General features: G+C 30.6%; 15 protein-coding genes. 1 reads left to right on the top strand and 14 read right to left on the bottom strand.

Annotation, left to right across the window (positions count from 1 at the left end; all coding sequences use genetic code 11):
* Window positions 1-86 precede the first annotated feature (86 nt).
* Window positions 87-1,553, top strand: a complete 1,467-nt coding sequence (gltX, locus tag BR66_RS0110240; RefSeq protein ID WP_026882857.1) for a glutamate--tRNA ligase — start codon at window positions 87-89, stop codon at window positions 1,551-1,553.
* A 45-nt stretch (window positions 1,554-1,598) separates the two neighbouring features.
* Here the strand turns inward: gltX and BR66_RS0110235 are convergent, their stop codons facing one another.
* The 14 genes from BR66_RS0110235 to BR66_RS0110170 all read right to left on the bottom strand — a co-directional run bounded on the left by BR66_RS0110235 (window position 1,599) and on the right by BR66_RS0110170 (window position 19,105).
* Entirely contained in the window at window positions 1,599-2,363 is a 765-nt protein-coding gene (locus BR66_RS0110235) for a prepilin peptidase (RefSeq protein ID WP_026882856.1), read from the bottom strand.
* Window positions 2,364-2,534: 171 nt separating this feature from the next.
* The gene (locus BR66_RS0110230; protein ID WP_051624182.1) at window positions 2,535-2,963 is read right to left on the bottom strand and encodes a type II secretion system protein; all 429 of its coding nucleotides are present in this window, start codon (window positions 2,961-2,963) and stop codon (window positions 2,535-2,537) included.
* 75 nt (window positions 2,964-3,038) lie between these two features.
* A complete protein-coding gene (locus tag BR66_RS23580; protein WP_242841143.1) occupies window positions 3,039-3,758 on the bottom strand; it encodes a ribonuclease H-like domain-containing protein in 720 nt (239 codons plus the stop codon).
* A 91-nt stretch (window positions 3,759-3,849) separates the two neighbouring features.
* The gene (locus tag BR66_RS0110220; protein ID WP_026882854.1) at window positions 3,850-5,328 is read right to left on the bottom strand and encodes a hypothetical protein; all 1,479 of its coding nucleotides are present in this window, start codon (window positions 5,326-5,328) and stop codon (window positions 3,850-3,852) included.
* 90 nt (window positions 5,329-5,418) lie between these two features.
* Window positions 5,419-7,017, bottom strand: a complete 1,599-nt coding sequence (locus tag BR66_RS0110215; protein WP_026882853.1) for a hypothetical protein — start codon at window positions 7,015-7,017, stop codon at window positions 5,419-5,421.
* Window positions 7,018-7,126: 109 nt separating this feature from the next.
* Complete coding sequence (locus BR66_RS23575; protein ID WP_084156466.1) at window positions 7,127-9,553, bottom strand: cyclic di-GMP-binding domain-containing protein, MshE-related; 2,427 nt, start codon at window positions 9,551-9,553, stop codon at window positions 7,127-7,129.
* Window positions 9,554-9,730: 177 nt separating this feature from the next.
* Window positions 9,731-11,938, bottom strand: a complete 2,208-nt coding sequence (locus BR66_RS0110205) for a vWA domain-containing protein (protein ID WP_026882852.1) — start codon at window positions 11,936-11,938, stop codon at window positions 9,731-9,733.
* Between the two features lie 137 nt (window positions 11,939-12,075).
* Window positions 12,076-13,455 carry a hypothetical protein gene (locus BR66_RS0110200; RefSeq protein WP_026882851.1) on the bottom strand — a complete coding sequence of 460 codons (1,380 nt, stop codon included), beginning with the start codon at window positions 13,453-13,455 and terminating at the stop codon, window positions 12,076-12,078.
* The gene (locus BR66_RS0110195) at window positions 13,442-14,359 is read right to left on the bottom strand and encodes a type II secretion system protein (RefSeq protein ID WP_026882850.1); all 918 of its coding nucleotides are present in this window, start codon (window positions 14,357-14,359) and stop codon (window positions 13,442-13,444) included. The genes BR66_RS0110200 and BR66_RS0110195 overlap by 14 nt, the downstream gene beginning before the upstream one ends.
* Window positions 14,360-14,366: 7 nt before the next feature.
* The gene (locus BR66_RS0110190; RefSeq protein ID WP_026882849.1) at window positions 14,367-14,987 is read right to left on the bottom strand and encodes a type II secretion system protein; all 621 of its coding nucleotides are present in this window, start codon (window positions 14,985-14,987) and stop codon (window positions 14,367-14,369) included.
* 45 nt (window positions 14,988-15,032) lie between these two features.
* On the bottom strand, window positions 15,033-15,659 hold the full coding sequence (locus BR66_RS0110185) for a hypothetical protein (protein ID WP_026882848.1): 627 nt from the start codon (window positions 15,657-15,659) through the stop codon (window positions 15,033-15,035).
* Window positions 15,656-17,215: a pilus assembly protein PilM gene (pilM, locus tag BR66_RS23570; protein ID WP_051624180.1), complete on the bottom strand. Its 1,560-nt coding sequence runs from the start codon at window positions 17,213-17,215 to the stop codon at window positions 15,656-15,658. The genes BR66_RS0110185 and pilM overlap by 4 nt, the downstream gene beginning before the upstream one ends.
* 166 nt (window positions 17,216-17,381) lie before the next feature.
* On the bottom strand, window positions 17,382-17,816 hold the full coding sequence (locus BR66_RS26635; protein WP_084156450.1) for a type II secretion system protein: 435 nt from the start codon (window positions 17,814-17,816) through the stop codon (window positions 17,382-17,384).
* A gap of 77 nt (window positions 17,817-17,893) precedes the next feature.
* A complete protein-coding gene (locus BR66_RS0110170; protein ID WP_026882847.1) occupies window positions 17,894-19,105 on the bottom strand; it encodes a type II secretion system F family protein in 1,212 nt (403 codons plus the stop codon).
* Window positions 19,106-19,109: the final 4 nt, after the last annotated feature.

Genomic DNA, 19,109 nt, shown 5'->3' with positions numbered 1-19,109 from the left:
AATATGGTTTTATCAGTATTTGTATAATTGCCTTTCATCTTAATGTGGTGGGAGGCATTAATTTTATTTTTATAGGAGTGAGTTAAATGTCTTCAAAAGAAATAAGAACAAGATTTGCACCAAGCCCAACCGGCTATATGCATATAGGTAACCTTAGAACAGCTCTATACACCTACCTTATAGCAAAACATGAAGGTGGTAAGTTTATATTAAGAATAGAAGATACCGACCAAGAACGTCTTGTGGAGGGTTCTGTAGATATTATTTATAATACCCTAAAAGAAACTGGTCTTATCCATGATGAAGGTCCAGATATAGGCGGTCCTGTTGGACCATATGTACAAAGTGAAAGAAAAGGTATGTACCTAGATTACGCAAAACAGTTAGTTGAAAATGGCGAAGCATATTATTGTTTTTGCTCAAAAGAAAGATTAGATATATTAAAAGCAAATTCAGAAGCTCTAAAAAGACCTTTCAAATACGACAAACATTGCAAAAATCTTCCTAAAGAAGAAATTCAGCAAAAGCTAGCACAAGGTGCACCTTACGTTATAAGACAAAATAATCCAATAACAGGATTTACTACTTTTAATGATGTTATTTATGGAAACATTTCCGTAGACAATTCTGAGCTTGATGATATGATACTTATAAAATCTGATGGCTTCCCTACATATAATTTTGCAAATGTAGTAGACGACCATCTTATGGGCATAACTCATGTAGTACGTGGAAATGAATACCTTTCATCTGCCCCTAAATATAACAGACTTTATGAGGCTTTTGGCTGGGAAGTTCCAATTTATGTTCATTGTCCACCAATCATGAAGGATGTTCATAATAAGTTAAGCAAAAGAAACGGTGATGCCTCTTTTCAAGATCTTGTTGAAAAAGGATATATAAAAGAAGCTGTTCTTAACTTTATATCTTTACTTGGTTGGAATCCTGAAGGTGAGAATGAAATATTCACTCTTGAAGAGTTAGTTAAGATATTTGACTACACAACAATAACTAAATCTCCTGCAATATTTGATCCAGTTAAACTAAGATGGATGAACGGAGAATATATTAAAAGAATGCCCCTAGAAAAATTCCATGAAATGGCATTACCTTATTACCAAGGGGTTATAACAAACAGTAATATTGACCTTTTAAAAATCACTGAGCTTTTACAGACTAGAGTTGAAGTATTAGGTGAAATACCTGAAGTCATTGATTTCTTTAATAGTCTTCCTGAATATGATATTGCAATATATACTCATAAGAAGATGAAAACAAATAATGAGAACTCTCTAGTGAGTTTAAAAAAGGCACTTCCAATACTAGAAAGTCTAACTGATTGGAATATGGATACTTTACATAATTCAATGATGGCTCTTGCTAAAGATATGGAAGTTAAAAATGGTATAGTATTATGGCCACTTAGAACTGCTCTATCTGGAAAACAATTCACACCAGGTGGTGCCTTTGAAATAGGCGATATTATTGGAAAAGATGAATCCATAAGTAGAATTAAAATTGGAATAGACAAATTAGAAAAGGCTTTAGCTTAGATAAAAAAAATCAGCAAAATGATTTATCCATTTTGCTGATTTTTTTTATCTAATTATCATGGAAATATAGTAATCTATCATATTTTGTCCAAAAAACACAGCAATCATGGCAGCCAAGGTTATGAATGGACCAAAGGGTATATAATCCTTCCTACTCTTTATTCTAAGAGCTATAAGTGCTACCCCTATTATTCCACCTAAAAGAAATGAAAGCATTAACATGACCACTGTAAGCTTCCATCCAAGGAACAATCCACATAGAAGACATATTTCTGCATCTCCCCAACCCATACCACCAGTTATTAATATTATGATTGCTATTATACCTCCACCAAGTAATCCTCCAATAATAAATGGTATTGGAACATTGGTTTTAAAATACATACCAATTAAAATAAAAATTACTCCTGCTACCATTCCTGTAATTGTGGTACTAGAATACACATCTGTAGTATCAAAATCAATCATTCCAATTACTATTAGAAGTGATATAAGCACTATGAATTTTATTGTTAAAATATTAATTCCATACTTTAGATAAATAAAATAAAATAATACCCCTGTTATTAATTCTACTGCAGGATACCTAAGTGAAATCTTCTCTTTGCAGTATCTACACTTACCTTTCAAAACCACATAACTTAAAACTGGCACAAGATCATACCATTTTAATTCATTATTACAGCTTGTACAATGCGAAGGAGGATACACAATAGACTCACCCTTTTGAATTCTAAAAATGCACACATTAAAAAAGCTTCCAAATATTAACCCACATACAAAAACAAATATACTCATAATCAAATTCATAAAATCACCACTTCTAAATTTTTATTTTAGATTAACAATTTAAAAAAGTTTTAGTTAAATTTTTTTTAATTACCTTAACCAATTCAATGCTACTGGTAAGAATTAAAATACAACTTACTCATTGCACTAATTTCTAAGTAGCATCGTCTTGGCTGTATGGCCTTTACAATACTATTCTTCTGCAGAATCCACAGCAATAGTTGATTCTGTTCCATTAATAGCTGTTACTGAAAAATCGCCATTTGCAACTTTTTGCAAATCAGCGACAGAAGTTATTCCATCTGTTCCATCAAGGCATTTAGGAATTTTGCTCTGATCAAGCATTTTAGCCGAAACTAAATCACTAATTCCATCTGCATACCCTATTGCGCCAGAAGCGTCACTTATTTCATCAGTACTTTTATCTTTGTCAGCGTTATATGTCTCAATGGAACTAACTATAGTCTTAGCACTAGTTTGAATGTTTGACTTTTCTGCCTTTTGCCTATATCCAAGAACGTTAGGTACAAGAATGGCACCAAGTATTGCAAGAATTGCAATAACAACTATTACTTCAATGAGTGTAAATCCACTCTTTTTTTTGTTTTTTATATCATACATTATGATATATCACCTCCTTGTAACAATTTTACACAGGACTGTGTATATCATAATATTTGACTAAAATCACATAATTTAATCACATATTTTTAAATTTATTTTTTCCTCTTTCTTTTCTTCTTTTTCTTCTTTTTCCTCTTCTTTTTCTTCTTTCATATACTTTTTCCAGTTAGTAACCATATGAAACAAACTAACTACGTCTTGCTCATTATAAAGAAGAATTTTATTTTTCTTTTCCTCCGGCATTCTTTCGAAATAACTCTCACTATTCATTATTTTGTTTATTGTTTTTGCAAGGTTAGAACCACTGATAAGCTCACTTTCACGATCAATATCAAAAATTTTCTCTAAATTTTTAAGACCTATGCCTACCTTCTTCACCTTTTCATACTCTTTTTGTAAATCAATTTGTCCAAATGCTTCTTCAATATTGTATTCCATACCAATTTTATTATATAAATATCTTAAAACTGTAAAATCATTGTTCCCAGAAAAAGTAACAATGTATTTTTTATGAAATTTTTTCCTTTGTTCCTGAAAATAATCTTCAACCATGTACATAATTTCCCCAGCATCTTTTTTATTTTCTATCATGTACTGGGTTACATGAATAGATGCATCAATTTTATCGTAATAACAACATCCAAATACACCTATACATATAGGCTTTTTATACACATAATGCTCTAAATCAAAAAATAGTGCATCCTCATATAATAAATTATTATCATCTTTGATTAAAACATAATCCAAATCAATACTGGTAGCAGGTATAATATTATTCCTAATTATCACTAACATCACTCTTCCTTTTAAGTAAGCAAACTTGTTACTCTATAATGCCTAAACATATAATTTATAATAATATTATACCCTAATATTAAGGTTATTGAAAATAATCTACTTTATATATACAATAATTTTCATCTTCATAAACTACAGACAGATTTTTATAAGTATTTAGAATATCATATATGCTATAAGATTTATTAACTAATATATATTCTATTTTATATTTGCTGATTAACTCTTGGGGTTCATAGTGGTCCACAAATCCTCTCATAAAATCATAGAAGGCATTGGTGTTTTTATTGTAGCTTGGTAAAAACAGATCCGCCCTGCTATCCACAAAGGTTGGAATTCCTCTAAATATAAGATATGGACTATCATTATAATGGCTAAGTAGTCTGCTTGATTTAACCTTAGGGTGACTATTTATATAATTTGCAGCATAAATTGGATAATCAGCACTATCTACGGTGAATAAAGTCATCTTATTTGAAACAAAATTATAAGTGTAAAAAATATTAGGAAAAATCAAAACTGCCTGAATGAATATGAAAATCACTACCTTTACTGATTGTTTTGTTACCACATCTCTTAAAGGCTTTAACACGTATATATCTTTTGGGAAATTATCAATTAATTTTTCTATTCCACCTAAAATATATGGTGATACCATTGGTAATGCTATAATAGACAAAAATATTATCTGTCTATTTGAGGAAAATGCTAAAAGTATAATACTTCCGGAAAATAATATATCTTTTAATTTGACTCTATTATAGGCATAGATAAACACCATAAAAATAACAATAACCAATGATGCCTTATAATCATATAAAGCTGTAACCTTCCACTCATTAATATAGGTTTTTTCAACTGACATTTCTTTCATGGCATTTATTGTGTACATGTATATATTATAAGTATAGGGGTTTATTAAAATACAAAATAGAGATGCTATAAAAAACTTATAATTCTTAAAAAGAGTATAATAAGCAAATATAATTAGATATATTGGGTATATTCCTCCGTGGACATTTACCCCTATAATTAATACAATAAGTCCAATTAAATATTTTTTCCTCTCCAGTAAAATACATAGGGTAAGGATTATTACCATTGAAACAGTTATTGGCCTAAACGCCAGTCCCACATCATTATATAAAGTTACTAAGTACAAACTTATACAAATTAAAGAAACCCAACTACTTTTACTTCTCATCTTTATTAAAAGATAAAGCAAAACGCAGGTTAAAGTATTTACTATTCCAATAAATATTGCCACAGATGTAAAACCATGAATTGAATAAACTAAATAAGCCACAACTCCGAATAGCCACTCATGGCTTATCCATTTTAAGTTCATACTCTTTCCATACCAAGAAAAAATATCATTGTATGGGATTGTTAAATTTTTTATAATGTATTCCCCTACTTTAATATGCCAAAATCCATCATTAACTATTTTGAAAGTGAGTCCATAGAAGAAGGCAAAAAATAAGCAAACAAAAAATATTATGTAGAATAGACCTTTTATAATTTTATTATGTTTAGAGTTATTATTGATATCTGAATTCATAAAATTTCCTTTCACATGAAAAATTTATTTCTTATTTACTATTTTACATAATAATTTACTTTAAATATACAATAATATAAATTTAGTTTATTAATTAACCTCATATATTTTAAAATTATTATCAATTTCAACCTTTAATTTGCACCAAGTAGCTCCATTTTTATAAAGATTCGGATATTTTTTATTTATAGCATCTAAAGATGAAAGATTTCCTCCTCCATTTTTTGAAGTTGGGTTAGGTATAACTATATATTTGATTTTATTTTTTGCTGGGGCATTAATAGCATCATGGAATATATAGCTACTACTAGTTACAACATTCGCTTGCTTATCAATGTTTACCACAATTTTAAATGTCATAAAAGTATCTAAAAGTATTTTACCATCATTACAATTTTTATTAATATAATTACTTGTATTAATGTCTGCAACACTAATTCCACCATTTGAACCCATATCACTGCTATTGAGAGGTTTAATCATAAGATATTCATCATGTGCTATTGACTTGATTCCCATAACATAATATGTAGAAAACGCTGTGAAAATGAAAAATATCATTGTTATAATTGTAGCCAAAGTTTTTTTAACCTTAGTAGTCATCTTTCTGATTTCATATGGATACCAGGCAGCACCAACAGGTAAAACATAGGCATAATATCTAATCCAGCTGGCCGATACTCCTCTAAATATCATGACGGCCTGAAGTCCTGCAATACTTACTACAAAAATCAAAAAATAAATAGTGTCTTTTTTTAAAATATTCTTATTTATTATTTTCAGAACAAATACCCCTATAGTTATAGGCAAAAAATAAATTATCTTTTGCCCCACGGCAACTATTACCCCCTTCACATTATGAACTGCATTTATTAAACTCGGGTCATTAATATTGGACGATTGGCCTTCATTTGAATAAGATGAATTCAGAAAATATAAAGGGTTGCCCATTATTATCCAGTTTATTAATATCCAAATCAATATTGTATATAATAAAGGTGTAAATAAAACCGTACATGTTGCTTCAAATTTAGGCCATCTCTTTAAGAAGGATCCCTTCTGGGAAGTGAAAGCCCACAATGCTATGGAAACAAAAATAGCTGCTGCTAAAGGTATTGCTTCATATCTTGTTAAAAATGCCAATGCTAAAAATATACTCATTTTTATTAAATTATTTACTTTTCTTGGATCATCTTCCCAATCAGTAAAACTTATAGCAATACATAAAATAAAATAGAAAAAAATTGCTTCGCTCATACCATTTAATCCATATATAAATACATATGGGTTAAAGCCAAATAAGAGGGTAATTATTATTGCACCAAAAGTTCCTACTCCCGACTTTCTATAACTCTTATATATAGCGGAACATGCTAAAGATGAAAATATAGCAGTTACTATAGTCCCAGAATATCCATTTGCCACCATACCTTTGAATATAGGATAAAATATAACTAATGGCAATTGCAAAAGGCTTGGCAAAGGGTTCCAAATAAATCCTATAGAGCCCAAATGTGGTGGCTGACTAAAAATAACATAAAAGGCGTTAGCTGTTCTGCTTAGTGCATCTCCAGGGAATGTTTTTTTAGTAAATGCAAAGTAGTATCCAAATACAAGTTCAGTTATGAGAACTAACATAAACAACATACAGGATATAATTTTATCTCTTTTCCCAAAATAATCTTTCATACGCTTCACCATCCTAAATCCCATTCCTACTTAAACAACATACAGGATATAATTTTATCTCTTTTCCCAAAATAATCTTTCATACGCTTCACCATCCTAAATCCCATTCCTACTTAGAAAAGGAATCATATTTTTTATCAGTCATCCCATGTACAGTTTTTTCCCAATGGAATGGATTTACTACTAACTGTTTTAACGCTTTGAACGCTGCAATACTGTGTAGCACCCAATAAACAGGGGTAAGCAAAGAGTATTTTACCATGCTGTAAGAGAATACCTCTTCATCTTTGTGTGTTCTTTCCATTTCACAGATTACCCAGTATATCCCTGCCATATGCATAAATGTAAAAAAGAAATTTCCCACTATAAATAAAATTAATGCTAAGTATGCTATTATCCCAGGAAATAAAATAGGCACCCAATACGCATGGTTAACATACCAAATTATCATAAGTACCCATAAGAATGGATTAATAAGAGGTAGGAGCGAGGAACTTAAAAGCATAGCCTGAAATCCAAAAAATCCTCTGAATCCTATTTCTTTGAATAATTTAATAGGTGATCTCATATGGACAAGCCATGTTTGCATATAACCTTTTATCCATCTAGATCTTTGTCTAATCCAGTTTCCTGGACTACTTGTTGCTTCCTCCCAGGTTATTGAATCAAGAACTACTGTGGTATTTGAAGTTTTATAAAGTCTTACCCCTAAATCAGCATCCTCAGTAACGTTATATGGATCCCACGCTCCAACTTGCTTTAATTTTGAAAGTTTAAAATGGTTTGAAGTTCCACCCAGTGGCACTGGTATTTTTAGTTGTACTACTCCAGGCAATAATAATTCAAACCACATACTATACTCTTCCGTGAACCAGTTAGTTAATATATTCTGACTGCTATTAAAATAATTAAGTTTACATTGAACGCAGATACATTCTTCAGATTCTTTTGCAAAAGTTAAATATACTTTTTTTAATTGATCCGGGGATGGTCTGTCTTCAGCATCATAAATAACCACATATTCACCCCTGGCTCTTATGAGTCCATAATTACATGCCTTAGGCTTAGTTTTAGGTATACTTGTAGGAACAACTAATGTAGTAAAACATGATGGAAGTTTCATTGCTCTAGCGGCCTTAATTGTCTCCTTATCATCTTCCTCAAGTAAAAGCCTCACATCTAATTTTGCCTTTGGATAATCCATGCTATCAATATTTTTAACTATATCCTTTAGTATCTCCTTTTCTTTGTATAAAGGAATTAAAATAGTATAGATAGGCAAGTCTCTTTCATCTATAGCCTCCAACTCTTCATTTGTTATTCGAATTTGTGAATCTTTATTTATGCCCTTCATTAAAATCATTGTTTTATAAAAGGACAAAATAAAATAAAGTAACTGTATTAAAACACTTATGGTTATAAAAACCATTAATGGTTTGAGAACTGCTCCCAATATTAGGATTATAGTTATAACTAAAATTATTACTTTTTGTTTTTTAGTAAACGTAACAGAAGCTGAATTTTCTGGTTGATCAAGTTTTAGTTTATTTATGCTTTCATAAGCTAATTCTGCCCCATAAATTTTTGTCCAATATTGATCTATAGAGAATTGGCTGGTTAAAACCTGCTCTATGTTCATATCCAAGTGTTTTTCAATATTACCAATAGCTACATTGTCTAAAATTTCAGCTGTAGCAACTATATAACGATCCTCTAGCCTTTTAATTAATGCTACATTATATTTTTTTGCAATTTCAAAAGAGATGCTATTTAAACCTTGAATTTCTATATTTTCCCCAGCACTACCCATCTGGAATTGCTTTGCAATATATTTATATAAAACATCCCTTGAAACTATTTCTAAAGACAACATGATGTCGCCAAGTTTTCCACCACTTCTTTTCTGGAAAGAAATTGCTTTATCCAATTGCTCTCTAGTTATTTCTCTGTTTAATATAAGTAGTTCTCCCAGTGGAAGTTTGGATTGTTCGCTTACTTCATAAGCTATTTCGTCAACTTGTTCCTGACTTAAAAGCTTTTTAGCAACTAAAATGTTGCCTATTCTTCCACCATTGTATTGTTGAAAGTCTAATACCTCTTTTAATTGTTTTACGGATATAAGCTTCCTATCTAATAAAACATCTCCAAATTTTGATGATGCAATATAACTACTATGATTTTCGGAAGTTAACTCATTGGAAATGTAGTTAAGCAAAGTATCATAGGTTATTATATCTAAAGATACCAATATCTCCCCAATGAGCCCACCGTTATTTTTTTTATACTCTAATGCTATATTTAGTTGTTCCTGAGTTATTTCTTTACTAGACAATAACGATTCTAATAGCGAGGTACTAGAAACATCCGTTTTATTGAATTTATACAAAGCAATTATAAGTTGCCTGTAAGTAATATATCCTAATGAAACTAGTGCTTCTCCTATTTGCCCGCCATTGATTTTCTGATATTCTGTTGCCTCTTCTATGTCTTTATTTGAAACGTAGCCTTCCTGTAATAGATATTCTCCTAGTCTCATTTTCCCTCCTAAAAGTAGCTACCAAGTTAAAAATAATGTTGAAATCTAAATATAGGTCTCAACATTATTTTTAACTGTTTATATTAAATAATACTTAAATTTCATCAAAATTATATAAGTAGTTGCCTGTTTACATTTCCTCGAAATCTATTAGACTCTAATAAAATAAATTTCCAACTAATGTAAAATCATATTCACAACATGAACAGTTATTGTCCTAGTCCCAATTACATTTGGTGAGGATACTTTCAAATAATAAGTGTTTCCTAAAGAACTGATAGGTGCAGTAATATTTATTTGAGTACCATTACCATCTGAACCATAGCCTGAAACACTACTTAAACTTAAACTACCATTTAATTTTATTGGCGATGACGAAAGAATATTTCCATTAATATCAGTAATGGCAACATTACCGTTTGAGCCCTGCAATCCACCAGTACCTACAAGAATATTAAAATTAAAATGCGCTGAGCCACCTGCTTGGACAATTATTGAATCAGGTACTTTAAAATTAGCTGAAGTTGCTGTTTGTTGTGATGAACTAACATTTCCTGCATTATCTGTTGATTGCGCATAAACAACATCTCCTGCATTGACATTCGCAATTGTCTGACCAAGGATATATGTTTGCCATGGTCCATCATTAATTTTATATTCATTTACCTTAGTTCCAGAGCATGTATTGTCTGTTGCACTACTTGAATCATTGGAGAATGATATCTGTGGCGTAAGCCCACTACCTAAAAAGGTAATTACTGGTGCTTGTGCAGCTGTTGTATCTATTTGTGCTAATGCTGTCGCCAGTTGGCTATAGTTTCCAGCTATATCTTTAGTTCTAGCTTCTATTCTAATTTGACCCTCTCTACTTGTATCTATGTCGAAGGGGGCAGTATATGTTGTCCAATCCTTTATTAAAATGTCTGTGCCATCACTTGCCTTTACATTATCTACAAGTCTATATTGTAATGTTCCAGGTTTCATGCCAGAATCGGAACCACTTCCAGAGGCAATTGTTATATTCTTTACTGGTACATTTGTCCAATTAGTATTCGATGTAATTATTGGCGTTGAATCTAAATTCTTTTCTCCTATAGAAAAACTTTTAATAGGTAATATTTCTACTGGTAATGTCTGAGTTGATGTTGTTATTTGAATAGTTGATGAATTGTTTGCACCTAAAATTTCAGTACCATATTTGTTTCCTAAAAACGCTATTGCAAAATTTAAAGGTTGGGCCACATAATTTGTTTTATCAGTGCTTAATGTATAAGTTGTATATAAACTTCCTGAAATAGTATAACCAATGTTGTCATTACCTGACAGAGTTAATCCAGCTGGTAATGGTGCATTGGGGTCTATATGTGCATATTTGTTAAATGTTTCTGTAAATGCAACAGTTCCGTGAATAGTATCTTGTATCTGTGTCTGTATTCCACTGTAAATAGTGGATACAGCATTTGAATCCTGTGCATTAAAATAAGTTCCCTTTGCTGAAGTTGCAATTAGTTGATTGCTTGAACTGGCATCTACTCCAAATCCAATTATATCCGTGTTGATTCCAGAAGTTGCAATTTCCTGACTTGCTATTTGATTGGCATAATTTAATGAGAGATTATTTGGATCAGTACTCCCGTTTCCACCCCTATTGATGATATTACCAGCACTCATCTGATAGTCTGGTGGACTTTTCACACCTGTAATATTACCATACCAACCATAATTATATTGTACATCATATTTATCATATGAATAATAAGTAGCCATACCATCAGTCATTAAAACTATGTATTTATTTTTACTAGTCGTAGTTGTGTCTCGACTAAGTAAGTAATATGCTTGTCTTAATCCATCACCAATATTGGTTCCTCCGCCAGCAGTTAATGCGTTAATACTATTATCTATACTTGTTGTACTTGTTCCAACATTATAAAGTGTACCTGGGTTATTCGCATTTGTATTAAAAGCAACAATTCCAATATTTACATTAGTACTAATATTAGGAGAACCAGCGGTTGGATTTTTAAAGCTGTTAACAAAGCTTGTTGCAACTCTCTTTATTATTGAAATTTTTGAATTTGTACTATTTGAATTTACATCATTTGAATTTGGATCCTGAGCCATACTACCAGACGTATCCATTACCAAAATTATGTCTTTTTTTGTATTATCCTGTTGTGCAGGTATATTAGTTGGTTGGATATTATATGTAACAGTAAAAGGATCACCAACCTTTATTTCTGAAGAACTAACCACCCTTGTTGTTGTGGCTGAATCGTCTCCAAACACATATTTAGGAGCCATTACAACAATAACTGATATAACAAGAAATATACTCAATATTCGCATTCTCATTTTAATATTATTTTTAACTGATCCCATCATATAATCTCCTCCCGATTTTTTAATAATCCTATAAATTCAGCGGAATATACTCAATTGTACCATTTCCTATATTATACATTATTTCATGACATTTATATACATAAATTAATTTACTTTATGTTTTGTTTTTTGTATATTCAATTAAATTTTATATCAACGTATCTAAGTTTTAATCCATAGGCATATCCGTCTAAGTAGGAGTAAAAATTTGTGTCAGCTTGGACTCTATTTGCTTCTGTAAATTTTCCAGCCAGATTGGTGTTTGAAAATATAGATTCCGGCTCATTTTTAGGAATTTGATTTTCGTACTCTGATTTTAATGCATTATATGGATTATTTGGATTATTGGGATCCGTAGCATCATAAGCTAATAAATGCTGCAGAATCTTCTGTTTTGCATTTGTTGAACCAATACCTTCAATATCAAACTGTGATGAAACATCATTACCTGTTGTTGTGTCTATAACATTAGTTACATCTGTAGCATTTTCTGCATAAGAAATTTTTGTTGGATGTCCATTGTATGTTATCCCATTAGCATAAATATTACAATTCCACAATTTTAAGTTAGAACCATTTGTTACATTAATTTTTCCATCACAATATATAATATAATTAACTAAAGGTTCACTCATTGTCCCTACATTTAGAGAAACTGTAGCTCTATCTTCTTTCGGAATATGAACAAAAATAACTTTATAGAATGTTGAAAATTTTAACATGTCCTGCACATAGTTAGAACCATTATTAGTTATGCTCCCCAAATAATCACTAACAGAAGCATTATTTTCTAAAGTTCTCATCTCAGCTGAAACATCTATAGTATTAAAACTTGGATCAGTAGTTATGTAATTGTACATTGTATCAGTTAATGATTTTAATGTTATACCTGGTTCTAAACTAATATCTCTCTTCATTGTAACCATATACGGATTAGTTGTACCGCTACCACCGGTGTATTTTTCAAATCCAGCTGTATTACCAGCATCATCATTATCAGTAGGCTTGATATCAATGGATGGTATATTGGCATCTTGGGTAACTGGATGAGTAAACATTTTGTCATAATATATATTTGAAATGTCATTTTCAGCAATATATGCAGTAATAGTCTTTGTTATATTTTGAAAGGTTCCAGTTGATAATATTTCAATGCAATTAACCCTTTTTCCTGATGTATTATCTAGATGATTAAGTGCCTGAGCAAAACTGTAAGAATAACCATCAGTATTATTTGGAATTACTGGTGATTGGTTTGGTAATGTAAATAAAGTACCACTTTCCTGTGCATTAATATATTCAGTAAAATTTACTGCTACGTTTGTTTTCAGAACATTAACAGCACTTTCCATCCCTTCTTCTGCAAGAAGCCTTGCCTTATTGCTTTTTTGATAATAAGCAGTGGTTGTTCTATTTGAAAGTGAAAGAGATAAAATAGCTAGCATCAATGCACCTATTATCATAACTGCACAAATTGCATATATCAGTGCATATCCTTTTTTCTTAGTTGCCAGCATTTTCATCGCCTCCATCATATCTGAGCCTTGTAGCATTAGCATTAAAACTTTCACTAAGTAGCGTGGTTCTGCCATTTAGATTTATATTTTTACTAAGAGAAATACTTATATTGAATGAGTTATTCAATGAATTAGCTTGGCCTAAATCTGTAGAATTTACTTGTACAGGACTTGGCATCACTGGATTAACATCACTAACAATGACTTTTTCACTAACACTTCCAAGTGCGCCAATATTATTTACTACTGAAGATTCTTGCTTCAAATTATATTGTTCAACCTCTGATCCACTAACCTCATGAACAAGATAGTAATTACCCTGCTCTTCATATATAAACGAATAGCCATTACTTAAAACAGGAACAATTGTTATAAAGCTAGGTAATATATTAGCTACAATTGATTGGTCAAAAGTAGTACAACTGTTTGTATTATAATTACCCCTACTGTAACTATTTGTACCATATATATTTTCATCTGCTATATTTATGTGATTTGTATCCAAAGTAAATTCATTTGACCTTAAAAATATTTTAACAAGTTCCTTGGTGCCATTTGCTAATTGTTTTACTGCATAAATGCAGCTGTTGTAGTTTGTGTCATGAGCATCAGTATTTAAAAAATCAATATATACTATAGGCGTATAATTTGATCCAAGCAGCCCATGAAATTTAGCATCAGAAAAATCAGTTTCAACAGAGTAAGGTGTAAGTCTTGATTTTTTAATATCAAATGTGATTTGCTCCACAGCATTCTTCGCATCACCTTGGAGTGTTGTCTGAACCGATAGCTTTCTATACACATTCAATTCACCACTTTGATAGTTATATACCGCTAAAGAAAAAATTGCGAATATTGCCATAACAATAATTAATTCAATTAACGTCATTCCCTTATGTTTCATACATCCATCACCTACTTATAGCTGTACTCTCCTGCGCTTCAGAGCTTACATCTTTATTTAAGTCCCAAACTTTAACGTCTATTGTATAGTTGTTGTAATAATAGTCAATATTATAATTTCTTGTAATAGCATCGGTTTTTGTTCCATTATTTCTGCTAATATGAACTACTGCAACGAATTCATATTCTTTTGATATACCATTTGAATCTATGTATGTTCTACTCGTAGATGTACTACATGATTGAAAATTTTGTAAATCAGTTTCTGAGTAATGTGTATCCTCTTTGTAACTCCCTTGCAGAAGAGTTAATGATGACAAATCAGTATAATCTAAAAAAATATATTTATATTTATCTATATCTTCAGAGTTTCGAAAAAAATAATTAAGACCAGTTATCGGTGCCCTATCATCCGCTGTTATAGCATCTTTTTCTACAATTCCTCTTGATTTTAGCTGATTTAAAATAGAATCGGCCACTGATATAGTTTGAAATTTTGTATTTTCAGTTTTATACATATTAGTGGATGTACTAATAACAAAGGTTATGCCTACAGTTGCTATGGTAAAAAATGCAATGGCCACTATCATTTCAATAATGGTAAACCCTCTTAGCTTTTTTATTTTCATATACTCACCTCAAATTTCAACAGAGTCACAATCAAAATGAACTATTTATTTAGTACTGCTAGTTGAATCAGATGCACTGCCTGTATCCTCACCAGAAATATAAAAATAATTTGCTACAATACTAGCTTTATTTGTGTTATCACTATTGTTTATTGACACATTATTTATGACATCTATTCGTTTTGTGTGTTCTAAATCATCTATGAATTTTATGACGTCAGAAATACTACCAGTTATTGTAATAGTAGTCCCCATTTCCATTAGATTTCCATTAGGCACTGATTTATTAGGATTTGCTACATTTTTACCTGTAACATTTTGTGAGTATACTACACCTTCTTGAAAAACTAAACTTGTAAGTTTCACATTATGATTGCTACATAACCTGCTTATGTCAGTAGTAATATTGCCATCTTTTCTGCTAATTGTAATCTGATTTTTAGCATCATCATATTTGGGTTGCAAATTTTTTATATTTCTCTTGATAATTGTATTTTGATCTTTTTTATAATCAAGTGTTACAATTTGTGCTTCATTGCTACTTATTTGTGAATTAATATTTGATATTTTATCTGTACTTGGAATTATTAAAAGCTTTGCATATAAAAATAAAACTGCAAGCACTGCAAGAATAATCAATAAAATTTTATCTCTTCGATTTAAATTTATCATTTCACCACTTCCCCTACAGTTATTGCAAATTTATACCCCGATGCATCACCTTGATTTATACTAATAATTTTAATATCTTTATAAAGTCCGCTGTTTTTAAGATTATTTGCAAAGGTTGTTACTGAATTAATATTTTGTGTTCCACCTGTTATACTTATATTATCTTGCTTACTATCTTTTACAATTGAATCCGTAGTTACATCAGATGGTAGCTGTTTTACGATTCCTTCTATCCATTTTAGTACATAAACTTTGCTCTTTTGCATGGCACTAGCCGTCGTTATTTGTTTATTGTATTGGCTTAGATTACTGTTTAATTTCGTATTTTGGATACTAATCCATGCTTCTTTATTTATTTGATTTTTCAAATCATTATTATCACTATTTAACTTCATAATATATAATTTAAGAATTATGGCTATAACAAGCATACAAACTACTATAATCCCAGTAATTATCATTACTTTTTTCCCTTTTAAAATATCCCCTCTTTTATCCTCTAAATCATAGGGTATCAAATTAAGCTCATCATTTGAACCTTTTCTAATTAATGCACCAAATACTGTTATGTATTCTTTGAACTGAAGCTCATCTGGAAATTTACAAAATATATCTTCAGGACTATTTACGATACTAGTATCAATGTCTAAATAACCTTGTATATAAGTATCTATGTTTATTATGTCTGCTCCGCTATCAATCACATAGATTTTATCTATCTTCTTTTTTGATCTTCCTGTACCAAAAAACTGTATTACCTTTTGGAATGAAGAAAAAACATTATCAAATAACCTTTTAAGCCTTACTTCATTCTCATTATTCTCATCTATTTTAGTTAATTCAATTTTTTCTTTTAGAAAATCAGTTGCCTCTTCTTGATTTATACCGTAATTCGCCATGATTTGCTTTTTAATATTATCAATTCCAAAAGGCAATTCTCTTTCAACAAACAACCTTCCTTTTTCTAAAATCACTATATTACTTTCTTTATTTCCAAGCTTAATTATTGCTATATTTTCCTTTGTTTTATCATTTTCATAAATACTAGAAAAAACTCTTGCAACGCAATTCGCAGCTACATCAATGGCTAATAATTTTATGCCTAACTTTTTTGCTAGCTCAACATATTTATCAATTTTTTCTCTTGGCGCCGCTGCTACAATAAGCTTGTATATATTTTCATCTGCATTTTTTATCCTATCGATTATTTGAAAATTTACATAATGTTCATCTCCGTGCTGCGGAAGATATTGATTGATTTCCCATTTAGCAGAATCTCCAATTTGATTGTATTCCATTATTGGTACATCAGTGTGTCTTATAATTACATCTTGTCCCTTTATTACAAAAACAACATTACTAACTTTTAAATTATTTTGTCTTATTACATCTTCAATGGCTCTAATTAGAACCTCTATATCCTCTATGTTATTATTTACTACTGCATCTTCTGGGGTTCTTATCTTATCTACAAATGATACTTTTTTATTATTGCCTACAATTATTTTTATGTCTATATCACCTATATCTAAAATCATAGTATTTTGGTTTAACAATTTTTTCATCCCCTTTTGTTTATGTTTGTTACTTTACAATGAATATTACGTTTTACACATATATTATTCTGGATGCACATTAATAATAATGTACATCCAGAATAATATATAAATATTGATATTTATATATTATATATAAATATCAATATTTATTACATTACTACTATCAATTAGCTACAAAAGATATAGTAGCCCCATCGGCACTACTTGTAAAATCTCCATCAACTAATGCTTGTAACTGATGAATAGTAGTAGTCCCATCAACTGAAGTACATTGCTTAATTACAGTTGGTACTTTTGACACATCTACTGTTTTATCAGCACTTGCACTGGTGCTGGAACTATCTAATAGATTCAATCCCACTGTTGTACTGCTTGGATCAGTTATTGGTGCTCCTGAATGATCTGCATTATATGCCTGTATCGCGCTCATTACCGTTTTAGCCGAAGCTTGGATATTGGATTTTTCTGCTTTTTCACGATATGTACCTATCATTGGTACCAATATCATTGCTAATATTGCAAGTATTGCAATAACTATAATAAGTTCAATCAGCGTAAATCCTTTTTTCTTCTTGTTTTTGTTTGTAATTTTGTTCATTGTTTTCCCCCCTGTATTTTATTATATTAAAATATCAAATGTAGATTTTTCTACCTATGACATTTTTATAACGTGGATTAATTTATTGAATTGTACATCTGATACATAGGTGTAATTATTGCTATAATTATAAAACCAACTACCACACCTAGTACTGCTATAATAAGAGGTTCAATCATAGTTGTTAATTGAACCGTTGTTGTTTCAACCTCACCATCATAAAACTCTGCTGTCTTACCTAATACAGAATCCATAGTACCGGACTCTTCCCCAATCTTTATCATTTGTATTAACATTACTGGGAAAATGTCTCTTGATTCTAATGTTTCTCCAAGGCTTGCGCCCTTCTCTATTTCTCCTTTTGTACTTAGCAAAATATCCCTAATAAATGTATTTCCCACAATTTCAGAACATATCTCCATGCTTTGAATAATAGGAATACCATAACTTGTTAACATTCCAAATGTTCTTGCAAACCTTGCTGTTATAATTTTTTTATATAATTTTCCCAGAAGTGGAAACTTTAATTTAAATTTATCTAAGTTTACATTTTTTTTATTTTTTCCATACAATTTAGCTAAAACATAAGCAAATATTATTAAAATCAACGCCACATACCAGTATCCAGTTAATATATCACTAAACCCCATAACTATTCTAGTTGGAAGTGGTAACTGATCCTTAGTTATTCCATTTTCCAGTGACATGTTAATAAATGTAGGAAGTACCTTTATAACAAGTACATTTACAATTACTACTGCCATAACGGCTACCAGTATAGGATATGTTAATGCCTGTTTTATTTTTTGTCGTTGCTTATATTCTTTGTCATAATACGTTGCCATTCTAAGCATCATTTCGTCCAGGGTACCACTGGCTTCTCCAACTTCAATCATATTCACCAGCATATCTGGAAACTCACTATAATTTTTCATGGAACTAGAAAGACTTTCTCCCTTTTGAACTCTATCTGTTACAAATGAAATCACCTTTTTTAGTCTTGGATTTTCAGTTTGCTCCTGCAATATATCCAATGCTCTAACTATTCCCATGCCTGCTGCAATTATGTATGAAAATTCTCTAGAGAAAATATATATGTCTTTTAAAGTTACTTTTCTATATTGAAAAATATCTATGTTAAAAGCATTTTCTTCGTATAGTTTAATGCTTGTAGGATACACGCCAATTTCTCTTAACGCAGCGGTTACAGCTTCTTCATCTGCAGCATCCATTTTTCCCTTTCTTACTGCTCCCTGTTTTGTGCTTGCTTCATAACTATATTGTGGCAAACTA

The organism is Clostridium akagii DSM 12554 (genome assembly GCF_000686725.1).
Taxonomy (GTDB): Bacteria; Bacillota; Clostridia; order Clostridiales; family Clostridiaceae; genus Clostridium_I; species Clostridium_I akagii.
The sequence above is the reverse complement of the archived record's forward strand: the minus strand, read 5'-3'. Positions and strand labels throughout refer to the sequence as shown.